The following is an 18,338-nucleotide window of genomic DNA, read 5'->3' on the forward strand; positions in this document are numbered from 1 at the left end:
ACTATAATTTATGTTCTAATGAAGCGGAACCGTTTCTATATCCGGATTGTTTTTTGCTTCTAAATATTTTTGTAAAATCTCTTGATCTAATTCTGAACTATCTCCATAATACGTCCTTAAATCTGCCAATTGTTTTTTAAGTTTCACAACGATATCTGCATACGCAGGATCGTTAATCACATTATGCATTTCATTCACATCTTTTTTACGATCGTAAAGTTCCCATTCATCTACATCATAATAAAAATGAATTAACTTATACTCTTGCGTAATCATAGCATAATGTCTTTTTACCATATGTATTCCAGGATATTCGTAGTAGTGATAATACACAGCATCTCTAGTCCACTCTTCATCATTACCAAGTAACAACGGAATTAAGCTTTCCCCCTGCATATCTGACGGTGGCACCACATGAGCCGCTTCTAAAATGGTTTGTGCAAAATCTAAATTCTGAACCATTTCTGTATTTGTAGTTCCAGGCTTAATTACATTTGGCCATTTAATTAACAGCGGAGTTTTAAACGATTCGTCGTAAACAAAACGCTTATCGAACCAACCGTGTTCTCCTAAATAAAATCCTTGATCTGATGTGTACACAATAATCGTGTTTTCATCTAATCCGGTGTCTTCTAAATAATCTAATAAACGTCCTACATTTTCATCAACTGAAGCAATACATCCTAAATAATCTTGCATATAACGTTGGTAACGCCATTTCATTAATTCGGTTTCATTCATAGATGGATATTTCTCTTTAAAGTCCTCCATCATTGGTCTATATACAGAATCCCAAACGGCACGTTGCTCAGTATTCATCCGTCCGACTTCTCGTTCAAACGCTTCTAAATCCCAACCCGACATGTCTTTTATGCCCAATTCTTTCATAATTTCTGGGTAGACTTTAGAATCTCCTGCCCAATTCATATGTTTTAACAAATTCATTTCGGCAGTTTTCGCAGCTGTTCCGCGTCCTTCGTAATCGTCGAATAACGTTTCTGGTTCTTTAAATGTTTTCTTAGTATATTCTTTAAAATGTCTTGGTGCAGGCAACCATTCTCTGTGTGGTGCTTTTTGCATGGAGAATAACATGAATGGCTTATCTGCTTGTCTGCGGTTTTCTAACCAATCTAACGTCATGTCCATGATAATATCGGTTACATAACCTTCAACTGTAATTAAACCTTCATTGGTGTTAAAATCAGGATTGTAATATTGACCCTGACCTGGAAGAATTTTAAATTCGTCTATCCCTTTCGGATTATTTCCAAAGTGTAATTTTCCAAACATGGCGGTTTGATAACCGGCTTCTTGTAGTAATTGAGGAAACGTCATTTGAGACTCATCAAACGGAAATACATTATCCACTTTTCCATGAATATGTGTATGTTTTCCTGTTAAAATGGTCGCTCTAGACGGCGCACAAATAGAATTAGAGACGCAAGCATTAGTGAATAAAATCCCTTCGTCTGCAATACGATCTATATTTGGAGTTTGTATTAATTTATCACTATACGCACTAATAGCTTGATACGCATGATCATCAGACATCATAAAAATAATATTAGGGCGCGCTGCTGGAAGTTCTTTTTTAACAACCTTTATATTCTCTTTTTTCTCTTCAGTTTTACAAGCTGTTACGCCAATAAACATGAATACAATAAGTAAATTTAAGATGAGTTTATTTTTCATGATGAATTTATTTTTATAAATTAAATCGTCTTAGTCATTTAAAATGATGACTGCTAACGACTGATTAGGAACCTCTACTTTTTTAGATTCAGATTCTCCTATTTGACATTCGTAAACCTGAGATTTCTCGTTTTTATTTTGAACTAACACATATAATTTCCCGTTGTATTTAACAGAAATCACATCTTCTTTCGCATAGTTTGCAATACGTTTTGCTCCGGGCACTAAATATTTACTCATAAAAGCAATAACCGCATAATCTGGATTATAAGTCACTTTTTTAGTCTGACGATCGATATTGATTAATGAGTTTTGTTTCCAGTCCCAACCGCTTTCGGTCGTTTCATTTAAAATCATGTTCCAATAGCAATAATTAGGAATTCCGTTATTGATGTAACTTGAAATTTCACCTAAACGTTTAGACGCCTGACCCCATGTATTTTTACCATTCTCACAACGTCCCTCAGTATGCATATAATGTACATTAGGAGCTAAATCTTTCATTTGATTGATGTACACCGCACCAGTATATTGAATTCCGATACCATCAAACAATGCACTATTTTCTTTGCTTCCTGCTAATTCTATAGCATCTAAACGGCCATGTGTTCTAAATGTTCCTGCCCAAATCTCTGTATCGATATTATCTTTTTCAAATTGTGGACGTAAGTAGTTTTTTGTGAATTTACTCATTTGTGCAACCGACATATCATTTGAAGGATATTTGGTATTTGCATCATTTTCATTCTGAATAATTAAACGATCTACCGTAATTCCTTTATCGGCATACGCTTGTATATATTTTGAAAAATACAACGCATAGGCTTCGTAAATTTTAGATTCATCTTTTAATTTATTCTTTTCAGGAAAATCTTCTCCTTGATCCATTAATCCTGAATATTTCATCCACGCTGGAGGACTCCATGGTGATGCAAATAATTTCATGTCTGGATTTTTCTGAAAAGCTTGTTGTAAGTATGGAATTACTGTAGATTCTTCTCGAGCTATAGAAAAATGTTCCATATTATAATCGTCTGCTTTTTCAGCATAACTATACGCATCAATTCCAAAATCACTCGCTCCAACTGCTGTTCTTGAGAAAGAGAAACCAGCACCATTTTTTACACTGAATAAATTCGTCATCACTTCATCCTGAAGTCCTTTTGGTAAAACCATTAACGCTTCTCCTCCTATTTCGTTAAATGCACCTCCAAAACCTTCTAAGGTTTGAAATTCTACATTTGGATACAATTTAATTTTATGTGTACCGTCTTTAGTAATTGCATTGCCTTTAGACAATTGTTTATTTACAGATAGTTTCCCGTTAGGCATCTCCCCTGATAATTTTAAGGCATGCACTTCTATTTGATTCTGAGCAAGCATAATCATGTTGCTTAACACTAGAACAATTAGTAAACTGAAACTCCTTTTCATAAAACTTAGTCTTAATTCAATGTTTATAATTTGTTTTCAATTAAACATTAGTTGATATTTATACTGCTTCAAAAATTAATCTCGGATGCTCACGTTCGATTGTATTAGGGAATACAAACTATGCATGAGCCACCTCGATTAAAAAAAAAAACAAATACAAATGAATATTTTTATCATAACATTACTGTTACTCTTGGTTATCACGTATCCAAACATGACTCCCATCTAATAATTTTTTATACTCTATTTCAAATTCTGTTTTCATAGATTCAAAAACTTCCGGGTATTTTGATGCTACATTTTTAGATTCTGCGATATCGTTTTTAAGGTTAAACAATACAAAATCTGTAAGTTCTGCACGTTTTACATCGGCTATATTTCCATCGTATAAATTATGAATGTGTGGTAATTCTTTATCATCTAATTCTAAACGTCCCATAATTTTCCAATCGCCTTTTCTCATGGCTACACGACGTGCGTTAATGGCATCGTAAAAAGCCCAAATTAAAGGTTTGGTACGTTTAAATTTACCTGTTTCTAAAAGTGATGTAAACGATTCGCCATCTAAAGTTCTATCTGGCAATTCCGCTCCAGCTAATTCTGCAAATGTTGGTAGAAAATCTAAAGCAGAAACCACACTATGTGTTGTCCCTTTAAAGGTTTCTTTTCCTATCCAATTTATAATACTTGGCACTCTAAATCCGGCTTCGTTAGTCCATAATTTCATTCCTTTTAAAGGTCCTGGTCTACCGTAAGAATGTTTAGCACGCTCGTATCTCATAAATGTTTCTGGTCCGTTATCTGAACTAAATACAATAAGTGTATTATCTATATTATTTGCTTTAAAATAGGCTAGTAATCGTCCAACAGCAAGATCTACATTTTCTACATTAGCAAAGAATTCTGCTTCTTCTCTATTTTTTGCTTTAGGTAAATATTTCTGAACCAAATCTTCTGGAGAAGCAATAGGTTCGTGTGGTTCGTGAAAGGCTACTTCTAAGAAAAAAGGATGTGTACTCCCTTTTTTAGTATCTAACCAATTTATGGCTTCATCGACAATAATCTGGCTACTAAACCCTTTAATTTCACCCACTTTTTCTCCGTTTCTAACAAAATTATTTGGGTTTTTATGACTTGGAGATGCATTATTATGTGTTGCAAACCAATAGTCGAAACCAAAATCGTTTGGCTGTGGTTGTGCTTCTGAATTGAATTGAGACGAACAGTGCCATTTCCCTACCAAACAGGTTTCATAACCTACCGTTTTTAACACCGCTGGAATAGTAATCTCATCAGCTTGAAGGTGTACTAAATCTCTATTATCTTCACTCTTTTTATAGCCTGGAATAAAATCGTAAACACCTGCACGATTAGGGCTTCTTCCTGTTAACAAGCCTGCTCTAGACGATGAGCATACTGGAGCTGTAGCATAAAAATCGGTTAATTTAATTCCTGTTTCGGCTAACTTATCTAAATTATTAGTTTCAATAATTGGATGTCCAAATGCAGCCAGATCTCCGTAACCTAAATCGTCACATAATAATACTACAATATTAGGTTGCTCTGCTTTTTCTTCAACAACAGTAATGTCTTTTTGTTTCTCTTCATCTTTACAAGACATGAAAGCCAAAACAAGTATTATAGATGTTAATACTCTAAATTTCATAATATTTATTTTTTTGCTTTATTAAAAAAATCGTTAAAAAATAGTAATTGATATTTTATAGAATTACTCCAATATTTATTCGTGTGTCCTCCTGGACGAGAAATAAAATCGTGTGGAATATTACGTTCTAATAATTTTTCGTGTAATCTGGTATTCGAATCATAAAAGAAATCATCTACACCACAATCAAAAAGAATTTCTAAGTGTTTTCCATCTAATAAATACACCAAGTTAATTACAGAATTCTGTTCCCAATTTCCTGCATATTCAGCATATTCCCCTAAACGTTTAGAGATTTCCCATCGTAATGGAAACGGACGAAGATCTACACCTCCACTCATACTTGCAACGGCTCCCCAAATATCTTGATGTTTAAATGCTAAATACAAAGCACCATGCCCACCCATACTATAACCTGAAATTGCTCTTCCTTCTTTGGTTGCAGAAGTATTATACGTTTTATCTATTTTGGCAACCAATTCTTTTGAAATATAGGTTTCGTATTTCATTGTAGAATCTACTGGACTATCAAAATACCAACTGGTTTTATAACCATCTGGACACACTATAATAACATTATAATCATCAGCATATTTCTTAATAGCTGGCGCTTTTCCTAACCATGCTTTATAATCTCCTCCTGCACCATGTAATAAATAAACTACATTATACGCCGTGTTACGCTTAGAGTAATTATCTGGTGTAATCACAACATTCTTAACATCTTTATTCATGGCATTACTATGCACCAAGAGCGTATCTACTCGAGATGCAAAGACATTACACGATACAAATAATATTACGATATAGACTAGACTTCTAATCATTTTGAATTATTTTTTTATAAATTATTTTTTAATCATTACATCTTCTAGCTCTTCTAATGTTTTTCCTTTTGTTTCAGGCATTAAAAAGATTACAAATAATAATTGGAATACCATCATTACTGTAAAAAACAAGAACACAACTCCTGGTCCAATCATTTCATGACTGAATAAAAACGGAATTAAAGACGGGATTAATGCGGCTAAAATCCAGTGAACAGAACTTCCAAAAGATTGACCTGACGCTCTTAAATGATTTGGGAATATTTCAGAAATAAATACCCAAATCACAGAACCTTGACCAACAGCATGAGCAGCAATAAATAAGAATAAGAAGATAGGCACAGCCATTCCTGACCAACCAAAAAAGAAGGCTGCAGAGACTAAACTTAAGGAAATTATATATCCAAAAGATCCAATATACATTAATGTTTTTCTTCCTAATCTATCTATTAAAAACACACCTAATAATGTGAATATAATATTGGTAACTCCAATACCAACACTACTTAATAAAGCAGTGCTTTCTCCTAAACCCGCTTCTTCAAAAATTCGAGGAGCATAATATAAGAAAGCATTAATCCCTGATAATTGATTAAAAAAGGCAATTAAAAATGCTAATAATAATGGAAATCTATATTTTTTCATGAAAATATTTTCCGACTTATCAGACTCATGAGAATGAGATTGAAACTCTTTTATTTGTGCATCAACATCTGCTTTAGGATCTATAATTTTTAAAACAGTTCTAGCTTCTTCTATTCTTGATTGAGAGATTAACCATCTTGGACTTTTAGGTAACTTCAATGCAAATAAAATATACAATACGGCTGGTATAGCCTCTACCCCTAGCATCCATCTCCATGCATTTTCACCTATACCACTTAACATGTAGTTCGATAAAAAGGCAACCATTATACCAAACACAATATTAAATTGATACATGGCTACCAAACGCCCTCTATCTTTAGCTGGAGCTATTTCTGAAATGTATGCTGGTGCTGCAATAGTAGATGCACCAACACCTATACCTCCTATAAAGCGAGCAAATGCAAACATGTAAGGATCGTTAGACAGTCCTGAACCAATAGCAGATAACGCAAATAAAACTCCAATTACAATTAAAGTGTTTTTACGCCCATATTTATTTGTAGGATATCCTCCAAATATAGCACCAATTACAGTTCCCCAAAGCGCCATTCCCATTACAACCCAACCATGAAAAGAATCTGAGGATTCCCATAACATTTGAAGTTTTTTATCGGCTCCTGAAATAACAACCACATCAAATCCAAATAAAAATCCGGCAAGTGCTGCGGTTATAGACCATAATATTATTTTTTTGTTCATTGTATCTTAATATTAATTGTAATTAAATTAGTTTTTAAAAGGAATAACCATATTCCAAGTTTTTGTTCCATTTCCAAATCCACCAGGACCGTCCATAGTTGCAAAAAATATATGTGTAGGCTTACCATCTTCTACTAACACAAACGGACGTTCTAATTGTCCTTGTGTTATAGTTTTGCCATTATCCCAATGTACAGTTTTGGTATAGGCTTTTGGATTTTTATCTACTTCCCACTGCAATCCATCTTTAGAATGTGCTAAAAGTCCATCGCCAGCAGTTCCTGTTATAGTACCTCGTTGGTCTTTTGCTACCATATAAAAGCCCGTAGCATCACCCCAAATATGAGGATCTTCAATTTCGCCAAAATGATCTACAGAAAATAACGGTTTATCTCCCATAACGGTATATTTACCATCATAAGACGGTGCCGTTGCTACACCAATATTCATGTCTCCATTTGTAATACCATCTGCCTTATAATCACGCCCTTTAAAAAGTAAGACTACAGATCCGTCGTCTTTAATTAAAGGTGATGGATTAGAGGTTAAATAGCTATAAAATGAATTTGGTTTTACATCTAAGATAGGTGTATCTAAACGTACCCATGGTCCGTTTGGACTTTTAGATGTTGCCATACCAATACGTTTTCCCCAACGCCCAGCAATACACCATTTACTTTTTAAATCGAATTGATTTACATTTTCTAAAGTAACATCTTCAAAAGGATGCGTAGATCCCATATAATACAAAATGTAAGTATCTTTATACTTTACAATTTTAGGATTATGGCAAGAACGTCCGTCCCAAAACTGAGCGCCTCGTGCTCCAAGAGCAACCTCTTGAAATGTATAAGGTCCTTCAGGTGTTTTTGAAGTAGCATGTACTATTTCTGAGGCAATCATCCAACCTGGGTGGAATGGCAAATATTTTGGCCAGCGCGAGGCATACATATTATAAATACCATCATTGCCTTTTATTACAGAACTCCCCCAAACCCAATAACCATCCATTTCAAGACCGCCATGTACTGGTGCCTCTGCTAGATTTTCGCTCATATTATTTTGTGCATGTAAAATACATGTACACATACATAGCAGCATGAATAAGATGTAAGTTCTAACTATTTTCATTTTTAAATTGATTTGTTATCTGTTTAAAATGACTTTGATTTGCTTTTAAAAAATTCACCCAATTTGAATTTTTATCGCCTTGGATGAATTTTAAACCAATTCTAACACGCCTTAAAAAATTAACTACTTTCTTTAAGACTTAATAAACAATAACTACTGCAATCTAATTTTTGTTTACCAAAAATTGAATAAATTATCGTTCAAAGACTATAACACATTAACCATTTTTACTGTTTTATATAGTATTAATAGGCTTTCTGAGGATTTACATGATTTAAAAATTAATTTAGTATACCATTTAAAACAGTATTCATTTTTCACTCTATTCAGACTATTAAAGTTGTCTTATTTTATAATTATTTTTCTTGGAAACTGCTTTTTTGGCATCCTTTATTTTATAATATTTTTAAGAATTTATTAATTAATTTAAATCCTTTTAGAAGAGAAAAAAGAACTAAAGAGGCCAATTTAAAAGCTGTATTAAAACTACAGTTTACACTTTAGAACTTAATACCATATTACTGTACAAAATAAAATTTAACCTTAAATAACGTTCTATTTTAAATAAAACAACTACATCTTTCATTAAAACTAAGACATAAAAAAAGCAGTTACGATAGAACCGCAACTGCTTTTAAAGTTAACTATAAATAGATACCAGAATTATAAGAATACGCTTACCATCCAGGATTTTGTAATAACTCAGGGTTTAATCTGATTTGATCTGATCCAATAGGATCCAGATAATTATCTATAGAAAAGTTTCTATTTCCTGCAATATCTAAAATTAAGGCACCTGGTTTAGTTGTTGCTATACCTGCATAACTAGACACTGATTGTTCTGTACTAGTTGTACCATACGAAAATGCCGTTGGAATATAAATTGTAGAAGTTGGATTCTTAGGATCGATCGCTGTTTCAAACTCTGTACCATCTACATATGTTGTTGTAACAGCATGGCTAAGTTCTTCTTCGGCAATACCCCAACGTTTTAAATCGTTGAAACGTTGATTTTCGCCAAATAACTCGATAGCACGCTCTCTACGTATTTCTCCTAACATAGTTAAGTCTGAAAATGGTGCAATTAATGCATTTGTTAAAGGCGCAACATTAGAACGTTCTCTAATTTTATTGATAGAGATATCTAAATCACCATCAGAAATAGCACCTCCACCTAATTCTACTGTAGCTTCTGCATACGTTAAAAGAACCTCTGCATAACGTAAATAAGGATAATTAAAAGATTCATCTTTAGTCTCTCTTAATTTATATTCGGTAGTAAACTTAACTCCACGATAACCGATATTACGTCCTGCTCCTGGGTTTGTTAATTGTGGTACATATCTATAATCATAATTAGTACCTGCATCTGCGAAGTCTACACCATATTGTGCTCCACCTCCTTCTACACTATTTCCCCAGCCCCAGTATTCTACTAAAGGTTCGCTAACTAAACTAGTTAAACGATAATCACGATTTTGAAATTCTGAATTCATTAAATCGTAACCTTCAAAGACAGAAGAGTGTTGTACTGGTAAACCATCTGTACATAAGTACATATCCATTAATTTACGAGATGGTGTATGTGCTTTAGAGTGTGTTAAGTTTTTATTTATTCTTCTTAATGTATAATCGTAAACTGTTTGAATGATGTACTCTTTATTATTTGCTTTAGATAAGCCTGCAGGGTTAGAACCTCCATCTTCTAAATTAAATAGATAATATAAATTTCTATCTCCGAATTGTTCGCGATAATCCCACAATTGATAAGCACCACTATTCATAACCGCTAGAGATTGCTCTTTAGCTTCAGAAAACAACTCGTCTACACTTGGGTATTCTGCAGGTTTATTAGATCCTGCTCCTGTGCTAACACCGTCTCCATCTGTAGTAGTACCTACATATTTTTCCCAAGTTGCTTCATATAACGCCACACGTGCTTTAAATGCTCTAGCCGCTTCTGTTGAAAGTTTCCCTTTTTCTGAATCTGGAATGCTATTTTCTGTAGGCAAATCTGCTATAGCAACATCTAAATCACTAAGAATTTGATATACCACTTCGTAACGACTGTTTCTTGGCCCGTATAATTCTTCAGAATCTACATCTAGAGAACGTGTAACTATTGGTACACCTCCAAATCGTTGTAACAAATTAAAGTGACACCAAGCTCTAAAGAAATAAGCTATTGCAACAGATCCTGCAATTTCTGACTGATCTCCATCGTATTCTGCTGCTTTTTCGATGAGTTGATTTGGTTCTCTTAATTGGCCATAATTACCTGACCAAACAGCATCTGATGTAGGTATAATGGATTGACCTTGTCCGTAAGACGGAGAAATATCAAGATTTCCTGATAAATCTGAAGATTCATCTCCTGCATCATATCCTAAAGATGCACGGTAAAAATAATTTGCAGCTGTTTCAAACTGTTCTGCAGTTTTAAAATACACTGCTTCTGTAACAGAATCTAGTGGTTCTTGGTCTAAATAATCTGAGCATCCAGTAAACATGAATACTGAGACTACGGTTGCTAACCCTATTCTTTTTATATTATAATGTGTGTTTTTCATATTCTTTAAATTAAAAGTTTTAATTAAAATGCCAGTTCAAGTCCAAAGATCAATGCAGATGTAAAAGGAATCATATCACCTTGTCTTGTCGAATCACCAAACTCTGGGTCTAATCCATCTTTTATATTTGAAATTGTAAACAAATCGTTTCCTGTTATAGATAATCTTACTTTATCCATTCCCATTTTATCTAAAACATCTTGTGGTAATGCATACCCTACAGATATTGCTTTAGCTCTTAAATAAGCTGCTTTAATAACACCTATATCATTTAAATCTCCATAATTCCATGTTTTTCTAGCAGTGGTTCTAAATGCTGCTGGTGTTTTTGAATTTGAATTTTCTGCTGTCCAAGTCTTATTTGTAAAAGTAGGATTTTGGTTTGTCCACCATTGCATAAAAGGATAAGATAAAGAACCTGTTCTAACAATATTTACTTCTGCCACCCCTTGAAAGAATGCACTAAAATCGAAGCTTTTATAAGTAAACCCTAAGTTAATACCAAAACTTTTATGAGGATTAGCATCACCTATGTACACTAAATCATCTTCATTAATAAGACCATCTCCACTCACATCTACTCGATTAACTGTTCCAGGTACTAAACGATCTGCACTTCTATAATTTGGTAACTTCGTACCATCCTTCATTTCTTGAGTTGAAGGGTCTTCAAATCCAACTTGATTATAATAATTTAATACTTGGTCTTCTGTTTTTAATAAACCATCTGTTTTATAAGCATAAATAGCATTTAAAGGTTTTCCTTCAATAATACTATTTGAGCCTATACTAATAGAATTTTTACCTTCCATACGTTTAACTTCACTTTCGTTATCCCAGAATGCAAGACCTACGCGATAAGTAAAATCGTCTCCAATGCGATCTCTCCAGTTTAATGACAATTCGTAACCTTTAGTTTCGAAATCACCACTATTTGTTTTTGGAGCCGTAACACCTAATATATTTGGATATGTAACGTTAATTAACATACCGTCATTTTTACGAATAAAATATTCTGCAGTACCGGTTAATCTATTATTTAATAATCCAAAATCCACTGCAATGTTACTTGTAGACACACGCTCCCAAGTACGATCTAAAGAAGATAATCCATTAATATAAGATGTTGCTGCCAATTGCGGCGTACTACCAAATAATACGGTACCATTACCAATATTAGAGTAATAATCGTATGCGGTTATACTTGTTACAGAACCTGTTTCTCCATAAGAAGCACGTAATTTTAACAGATTAATAACGCTATCATCCATAAAAGACATCTCAGAAAGCACTATACCTGTAGATGCGCCAAAGAAATTTTTCCATCTATAATCTGGGTGTAAACGAGAAGACCCATCACGACGCCCTAAGACTTCTAATAAATAAATACCATTGTAATCGTAATTAATTTTTCCTAAATAAGATACTAAAGCAACATTATTACTTCCTCCACTATTTGTTTGTGTAGTTACATCAAAAGCATTTAAATCGTTTAAAGATGCATCTACTAAATTAGAACGAGACATAAAGTATTTCTCTGTTTCGGTTAATTCTGCAGTATACCCAGCCATAACTCCTAGATTATGGTTTCCGAATGAACGGTTGTAATTTAATTGAAAAATATGATTTTGGAATACATAATCTGCTTCTGTTACTTCTAATTTAGAGTTAACTAAAGTTGTTGGTGTACCTGTTACATTACCTTCCCAATCATACATTGTTACTGGTTTCCATGTTTTATTTTTTCTATTTTCTGTTATTGATATGTTTCCAAAGTAAGAGAAGTTTAATCCTTCAATATACTTGTCTAAGTCTAATGTAATTTTACCACCTAAACGAAATATATTAGTACGATCTTTAACACGACCACCTTCTTTTAAAAATGCAAGAGGGTTGTTTGACCCAAAATTATCGTAAAACTGTCCAGCTGGATTATACAATGGAAAAATATTCATGTCTTGAATACCATACCCTACACCTTGAGTTGGAGTATCAATAATATCACTATTGTATGAAATATTAAAATCTGTTTTTACTAAATCATTAACCTTGTACGACACATTTGTACGGAAGTTGTAACGTTTTTGTCCGTCGTAAACAAAAGATATTGGAGAGCGCTCGTTTGCATACCCAAAAGATGATCTATACGTTGCATTCTCATTACCTCCAGACAAAGAAAAATCATGACGTTCTGTGATGGTTGTACCATATACGGCATCAAACTGGCTCGTATCAGAAAGATACATATCCTTACCTAACCAGTAATAAGAATCTGGTGCCATAGGCATAGTTCCATTTGATATCATCATAAACTCATCTTCTGTAAATAATTTAAAACTTGTTGCTGCTGTTTGAGCATTTCCATCTCCATCTACAAAGTTTACAGCATCATTTCTACCTGCTACTAACCAAGCATCTGCCCACTCTTTCATATTAGCAACAGGGAAGTCTTTTGCAAAGTTTAATTGCGTTTCTCCTTTATAGCTAATTTGCATTTTCCCTTCTTTACCTTTTTTAGTAGTTACCAAAATAACACCTCCAGCAGCTTTAGTACCAAAAATTGCAGCAGAAGCATCTTTTAATACAGAATAGGTTTCAATATCGTTAGCGTTAATTGCTGATAAATCACTTTGAGAAATTTCAACACCATCTAATAAGATAAGCGGACTCATACTATTTACAGAAATATCTCCACGAATTTTAATATCCGTTCCTTCTACACCAGGGCGCGAAGATGTACGTGTTACAACTAAACCAGGAACCTCTCCTTGTAAAGCTAATACCGCACTAGAAGTACCTTTACCTTTTACAACATCGTCTCCTTTTACTTGCGCTACAGATCCTGTAAGTGTTGCTTTTTTCTGAGTACCAAAACCAACTACAATAACTTCATCTAGTTCACTAATATTAGTTTCTAATTGAATGTTTAATTTTGTATTACCCGCTACAGAAACTTCTTGAGTTATAAAACCAATAGAACTAAATATAAGAACAGAAGTTGTAGATGGAACCTCTAAAGAATAATTACCATCAAAATCTGTTACAGTTCCTACACCTTGCACACCCTTTAAAATAACATTTACTCCAGCTAATGGCATACCATCATCTACAGCGGTTACATTTCCAGTAATGGTTAGGTTTTGTTCCCTTACACTTGCTTCATTAACTAATTTATACGTATCGTTTACAGCGAATAAGCTGCTATAAGATAAGCTTAGCAATAAGGCCATAAACAAGGCTGGCTTTATCGAAGACTTTTTAAAATTATAATTCTTATACATAAATTACTTTTTAGTTATACTTTTAGTTGTTTGTTAAAGTTTGAGTTAAATTTTAAGACATTATAAATGAATTAAAATTTGAGCTTTTCAGATAAACACCATTTGGTTTAGGATGATGTTTAAGTAATTTTTTTTTGGTCATAATAGATTGTTTTATGTTAATAATGTTTGCTGAATACCAGATTTAAAACGTTAACATTTTATTTGGTGTTTCTGTTAACAATTTTATAAATAATGTCTTATTTATTGTCTAAATCATGATGCTATCTATATAACTTATTACCCATTTTATGCAAACTTCTTTTATAAACAGTGGTTTGGGCATTAATTACTATATATGACCTGTTTTTATGTGATATAATTTTATCTGATTCTTAAATTTAACATAGAATTAATATTTTTATCATTTTTAAGAATAGTATAATTTGATAAATAAGTAATCTAAATTTCACCTTTATTTTTATCTCTATTATTATTTTTTCACGTCCTGTTAATTGTGTGACTCAATAAAAAAATTGGTTTTTAGTGTCTCTAATTTGCTATTAAAAAACACCTAATTATTTGATTATCAATAAAATTAAAAATCCCACTTCATCAGACTAAAAGTAGGAAAAACAAGACAAAAACAAACCTTATTTTAATCTATTCTCATAAATAAATACACATAATTTATTTATAGTAAAAAAATATGCCTTAAACTGATAATTTTACACAAAAAAAGAACATCCGAAGTATTAATATGACCTCGCAGGATTAATTAGAGATTCATTTTAAATAAATTTCTAATTTTAGCACTCTGTACTTTTTCTGTTTTATAGTCTGTTATCCTTCTAAACTCAGACAATCTGAGCATCGCTACATTTCTTAATGTTTTGTTAACACAACAACTACTTTTATGCTGTATTACATTTTAATTTTCAAAAGATATAATATTGAGACATACCTATTTTAATTTTGAATTACAGTCCATTTAAAACTAATAAAACCCAAACAGTAGATCATAAAAAAACCCTTTTAGAAGAATTTCTAAAAGGGTTAAAACCAAATGAGATATGTGATCTCAAAAAAAAAAAAAAAACTAAATTAGTGTTGTGCCATTTTATGTTCTACTTTTTCTAGTCTTAATAAAGCTTCCATAAAATAGTAATCTGCATATATTATAGGAACATCTATCTCTGAATTATTAGGCAAATGCCCTGTAGAATGCAGCAATAATGCTTGATTAGTATCTCCGCTTAAATATGTTTTTGTTTCTAACTTATCCATTAATGCTTTTGCTGCATTTGTGTATTTCACCTTAAGCGTATCGTCTTTTACTTGGTCTGCAAGTTCTAACATGCCACAAGCTATTAATGCTGCAGCAGAAGCATCTTTAGGAGCATTTGGTATTTTTGGATCGTCGAAATCCCAATAAGGAATACCATCTTCTGGTAAACGCTCTAAAAAGTGATCTGCTAATTTAATAGACGTTTCTAAGTATTTAGTGTTTCCTGTTTCTCTATAAGACATTGCAAAACCATAAATTCCCCAACCTTGGCCTCTAGCCCACATAGACTCGTCTGCATAGCCTTGGTGTGTAATCCCTTTTCTAAATTTTCCAGTAGCAGCATCGAAAAGTGCCACATGATAAATAGAATAATCTGGTCGTACTAAATACTGCATAGATTTATCTGCATGACTTACAGCAATATTATATAAATTTTTATCACCACCATTTTTAGCTGCCCAAAATAGCAGTTCTAAATTCATCATATTATCTATAATGGTGTTGTATCCTAATTTAGGTACTTGTTCTGGCCAAGATAAAATGGTTCCAACTTTAGGATTATATAACGTTGCTAATGTATCTGCAGCAGCAAGCATTACTGTTTTATATTCCTCATTACCTGTTAATCTATAACCGTTTCCATAGCTACAATATACCATAAAACCAATATCATGATTATCTGCAGATGTATATGCAATTTCTTTTAAAGGTGCTGTAAATTTTTCTGCACCAGATTTTATTTCTGGATCTTTAGAATATTCATAAGCATACCAAAGTACACCTGGCCAAAAGCCAGAACACCAATCTCTAACGCCTACAAAATTCCAATCTTTTTGGCCTTTGGTTATATTTCTTGGAAAACTATCGGCAACTGTTAAAGAAGCCAAAGTTGTTTTTACTTTACTTACACTTAAATCAAGTACATGCTCTGTCTTTACAATTTCTTCGGCAGGAGCAGAAGAAACGGGTACGTCTTTCTTTTTTGAATCGCATCCAATTAACGTGGCAGCACAAAGACAAGCTACGAATGTTCCTTTTAGTAAATTCATATATTTAAATCTTTTTAATTTTATAATTAAACCTATACTCTATTTAAACACTGTTGTTTAAATCTTTTTACAATAATAAAACGCTCTGCCTTCTTTTGGTATAAAATATGAGTCAATATTGATAAATTAAAACCCATTTACGTTATAAAATCGCCTATTTATGCGGGTTTACAGATTTACTTATTAAAAACACGAAATAGATGTTTTAAATTTGAAACTTTAAATCTTTTCTTTTAAAAAGCTTAATTTCCTTAGCTTATATATTTTTAAACACAAAATCATACTAATAAAAAAAAAGACCTTAATTCTGTTATATAGAGAGAGATTAGAACTGTATGTCTTGCTTACAATTTTACTTTTTAGATATTTTTAATATCCTTATCATCGTCTTCTAACTCTAAAATGTCTGTTGAATTTTAAATGTTGCGACATTGTTTTTTTTTATTGATATTCCTATTTCTACAAGAAGAAAATCAGATTATCCTATGGAGAGTTTTAAGTATACGTGAGTAAAACTGAAAAACAGCACTGTTATGATTCAATTTAAAAAAAAAGCATTATTATAATATAATAATTACCACAAAATACGAACATCTTTTGGCCACTGCTTCACATCTGTATAAATTTCATTACCTATTGTAAAAGTGCTATTTTCCATTTTAACATCGCATTTTAATAATCCCATATCAATGTTTTTATTTGCAAACGTACTATTAATGATATAGGAATTGTTCACTACACGCCACATAGCTCCCCAAGTATTGTTTACAACCTTACAACGATTTAGAATCACGTGTTGAGGTGCATATTTTGGATCTTCGGTATAATTAAACTTGTTATAATAATCTTCGCAAGGGAACCACATGGCTACACGCTTAAACTTGGATAGATTGTATTTATGAAAAAAATGATAAGCACTCATTACAGCGTCTACTTGTATGCCGTTTGTATTTCCAACTTTTAAAGTACAACGTTGCGCTAACACATGAGATGTTGATGTGTATTTATTTGATTTTCCCATTGTAGGGTAAGACATATCACAATCGGATTGTAAGATGCTTTGAATTCTCATGAGATACACATTATGATGCAACCCGCCTGCCCAGCCATTGTGCTGAAACTCGCAATTGTCCATAATTAAATTATTTACCCGGCTAACACCCAAACCATGCGAACCAAACCCTGTAATACTTATATTTTGTAGCATCCAACGTTCGTGTCTATCATCATCATTTCCTCCAAAACTCACACCACTTGCCGATACTGTATCATGCCCTTGAAGTGAAAAATCTTTAAGTACAATATCCGTTACTTTTAGACTTCCCTTAGTCATTGCAATTTTCTTAAGATCTGCGCCTTGTTTAATAATGGTTTTAGTTCGCCCCGCACCAACTAAAGACACTTTACTCATTAAATTTAAAGTACGATGTAGTACATAAGTTCCTGCTTCAAGATAGACCACGCCACCTCCTTTATTATACATTTTATGTATAGCCTGCTGAATAGAATCTCCAGTTTTTAAAACAATTATATTTTTTAAATTCTGTTTTGGATAGGTTACATGTTTAAAATTAGTTCCCCATTTGTCCTTCATTATTTCAAGAACTTCTGGCTCCACATTCACTTTAGAAATTCGGTATCTATCTAAAGTACTTCCTGTAAATCGTAAACTGATAGTAATTGGATTGCTTTTAGAATTTTTAGTAGGAATATCAACTGATGTTGTTTGATAACCTAACTTCGAAATTTTCAGTTTTGATGATTGAGGAGTCTGGAATACATTTAATTTAAAAGTTCCATCAGCTTTTGTTTTAACACCTTCTCTACCCCAAATAATTTCGACACCATCTAGTGGTTGTTGCCTAACGTCTGTAATGATTCCGTATATAGAATCAAGAGCTTGAGCACAAATAATATTTACATTACATAATAGAATGGTAACAAACAAAATGCTTACTCTAAATACCTTCATAACTTAACTTTAATGATTTCACTTAAAGACAACTCATTATTAAATATTCGAGCTGTTCTTTTTTATTGAAAAAGAATATTTAGCATTAGACTGTTAATTCAT

10 protein-coding genes are annotated in these 18,338 nt (G+C 32.6%); all 10 read right to left on the bottom strand.

Annotated features, from left to right (window positions below):
• Positions 1-15: 15 nt before the first annotated feature.
• The 10 genes from GQR95_RS15050 to GQR95_RS15095 all read right to left on the bottom strand — a co-directional run bounded on the left by GQR95_RS15050 (position 16) and on the right by GQR95_RS15095 (position 18,236).
• Positions 16-1,692 carry a sulfatase gene (locus tag GQR95_RS15050; protein ID WP_159023922.1) on the bottom strand — a complete coding sequence of 559 codons (1,677 nt, stop codon included), beginning with the start codon at positions 1,690-1,692 and terminating at the stop codon, positions 16-18.
• A 30-nt stretch (positions 1,693-1,722) separates the two neighbouring features.
• A complete protein-coding gene (locus GQR95_RS15055; protein WP_159023923.1) occupies positions 1,723-3,126 on the bottom strand; it encodes a hypothetical protein in 1,404 nt (467 codons plus the stop codon).
• A 187-nt stretch (positions 3,127-3,313) separates the two neighbouring features.
• A complete protein-coding gene (locus GQR95_RS15060) occupies positions 3,314-4,792 on the bottom strand; it encodes a sulfatase-like hydrolase/transferase (RefSeq protein WP_159023924.1) in 1,479 nt (492 codons plus the stop codon).
• Positions 4,793-4,797: 5 nt separating this feature from the next.
• Positions 4,798-5,619 carry an alpha/beta hydrolase family protein gene (locus tag GQR95_RS15065; RefSeq protein WP_159023925.1) on the bottom strand — a complete coding sequence of 274 codons (822 nt, stop codon included), beginning with the start codon at positions 5,617-5,619 and terminating at the stop codon, positions 4,798-4,800.
• 21 nt (positions 5,620-5,640) lie between these two features.
• A complete protein-coding gene (locus GQR95_RS15070; RefSeq protein ID WP_159023926.1) occupies positions 5,641-6,966 on the bottom strand; it encodes a sugar porter family MFS transporter in 1,326 nt (441 codons plus the stop codon).
• Between the two features lie 27 nt (positions 6,967-6,993).
• Positions 6,994-8,022: a glycoside hydrolase family protein gene (locus GQR95_RS15075; protein WP_199269612.1), complete on the bottom strand. Its 1,029-nt coding sequence runs from the start codon at positions 8,020-8,022 to the stop codon at positions 6,994-6,996.
• 752 nt (positions 8,023-8,774) lie between these two features.
• On the bottom strand, positions 8,775-10,667 hold the full coding sequence (locus GQR95_RS15080) for a RagB/SusD family nutrient uptake outer membrane protein (RefSeq protein ID WP_199269613.1): 1,893 nt from the start codon (positions 10,665-10,667) through the stop codon (positions 8,775-8,777).
• Between the two features lie 23 nt (positions 10,668-10,690).
• Positions 10,691-13,948 (bottom strand): SusC/RagA family TonB-linked outer membrane protein, encoded by a 3,258-nt coding sequence (locus GQR95_RS15085; RefSeq protein WP_159023927.1) that lies wholly within the window; start codon positions 13,946-13,948, stop codon positions 10,691-10,693.
• 1,083 nt (positions 13,949-15,031) lie between these two features.
• Positions 15,032-16,264 (bottom strand): glycoside hydrolase family 88 protein, encoded by a 1,233-nt coding sequence (locus GQR95_RS15090; RefSeq protein ID WP_159023928.1) that lies wholly within the window; start codon positions 16,262-16,264, stop codon positions 15,032-15,034.
• Positions 16,265-16,838: 574 nt separating this feature from the next.
• The gene (locus GQR95_RS15095) at positions 16,839-18,236 is read right to left on the bottom strand and encodes a glycosyl hydrolase family 28-related protein (protein WP_159023929.1); all 1,398 of its coding nucleotides are present in this window, start codon (positions 18,234-18,236) and stop codon (positions 16,839-16,841) included.
• Positions 18,237-18,338: the final 102 nt, after the last annotated feature.

Origin of the sequence: Formosa sp. L2A11 (assembly GCF_009796865.1) — a bacterium.
Classification (GTDB): Bacteria; Bacteroidota; Bacteroidia; order Flavobacteriales; family Flavobacteriaceae; genus Formosa.

Bases quoted from the DNA above. Each gene is read 5' to 3' on its own strand.
- GQR95_RS15090 (WP_159023928.1), bottom strand. From the start codon at position 16,264: ATGAATTTACTAAAAGGAACATTCGTAGCTTGTCTTTGTGCTGCCACG.
- GQR95_RS15065 (WP_159023925.1), bottom strand. From the start codon at position 5,619: ATGATTAGAAGTCTAGTCTATATCGTAATATTATTTGTATCGTGTAAT.
- GQR95_RS15050 (WP_159023922.1), bottom strand. From the start codon at position 1,692: ATGAAAAATAAACTCATCTTAAATTTACTTATTGTATTCATGTTTATT.
- GQR95_RS15095 (WP_159023929.1), bottom strand. From the start codon at position 18,236: ATGAAGGTATTTAGAGTAAGCATTTTGTTTGTTACCATTCTATTATGT.
- GQR95_RS15085 (WP_159023927.1), bottom strand. From the start codon at position 13,948: ATGTATAAGAATTATAATTTTAAAAAGTCTTCGATAAAGCCAGCCTTG.
- GQR95_RS15055 (WP_159023923.1), bottom strand. From the start codon at position 3,126: ATGAAAAGGAGTTTCAGTTTACTAATTGTTCTAGTGTTAAGCAACATG.
- GQR95_RS15070 (WP_159023926.1), bottom strand. From the start codon at position 6,966: ATGAACAAAAAAATAATATTATGGTCTATAACCGCAGCACTTGCCGGA.
- GQR95_RS15075 (WP_199269612.1), bottom strand. From the start codon at position 8,022: ATGAGCGAAAATCTAGCAGAGGCACCAGTACATGGCGGTCTTGAAATG.
- GQR95_RS15060 (WP_159023924.1), bottom strand. From the start codon at position 4,792: ATGAAATTTAGAGTATTAACATCTATAATACTTGTTTTGGCTTTCATG.
- GQR95_RS15080 (WP_199269613.1), bottom strand. From the start codon at position 10,667: ATGAAAAACACACATTATAATATAAAAAGAATAGGGTTAGCAACCGTA.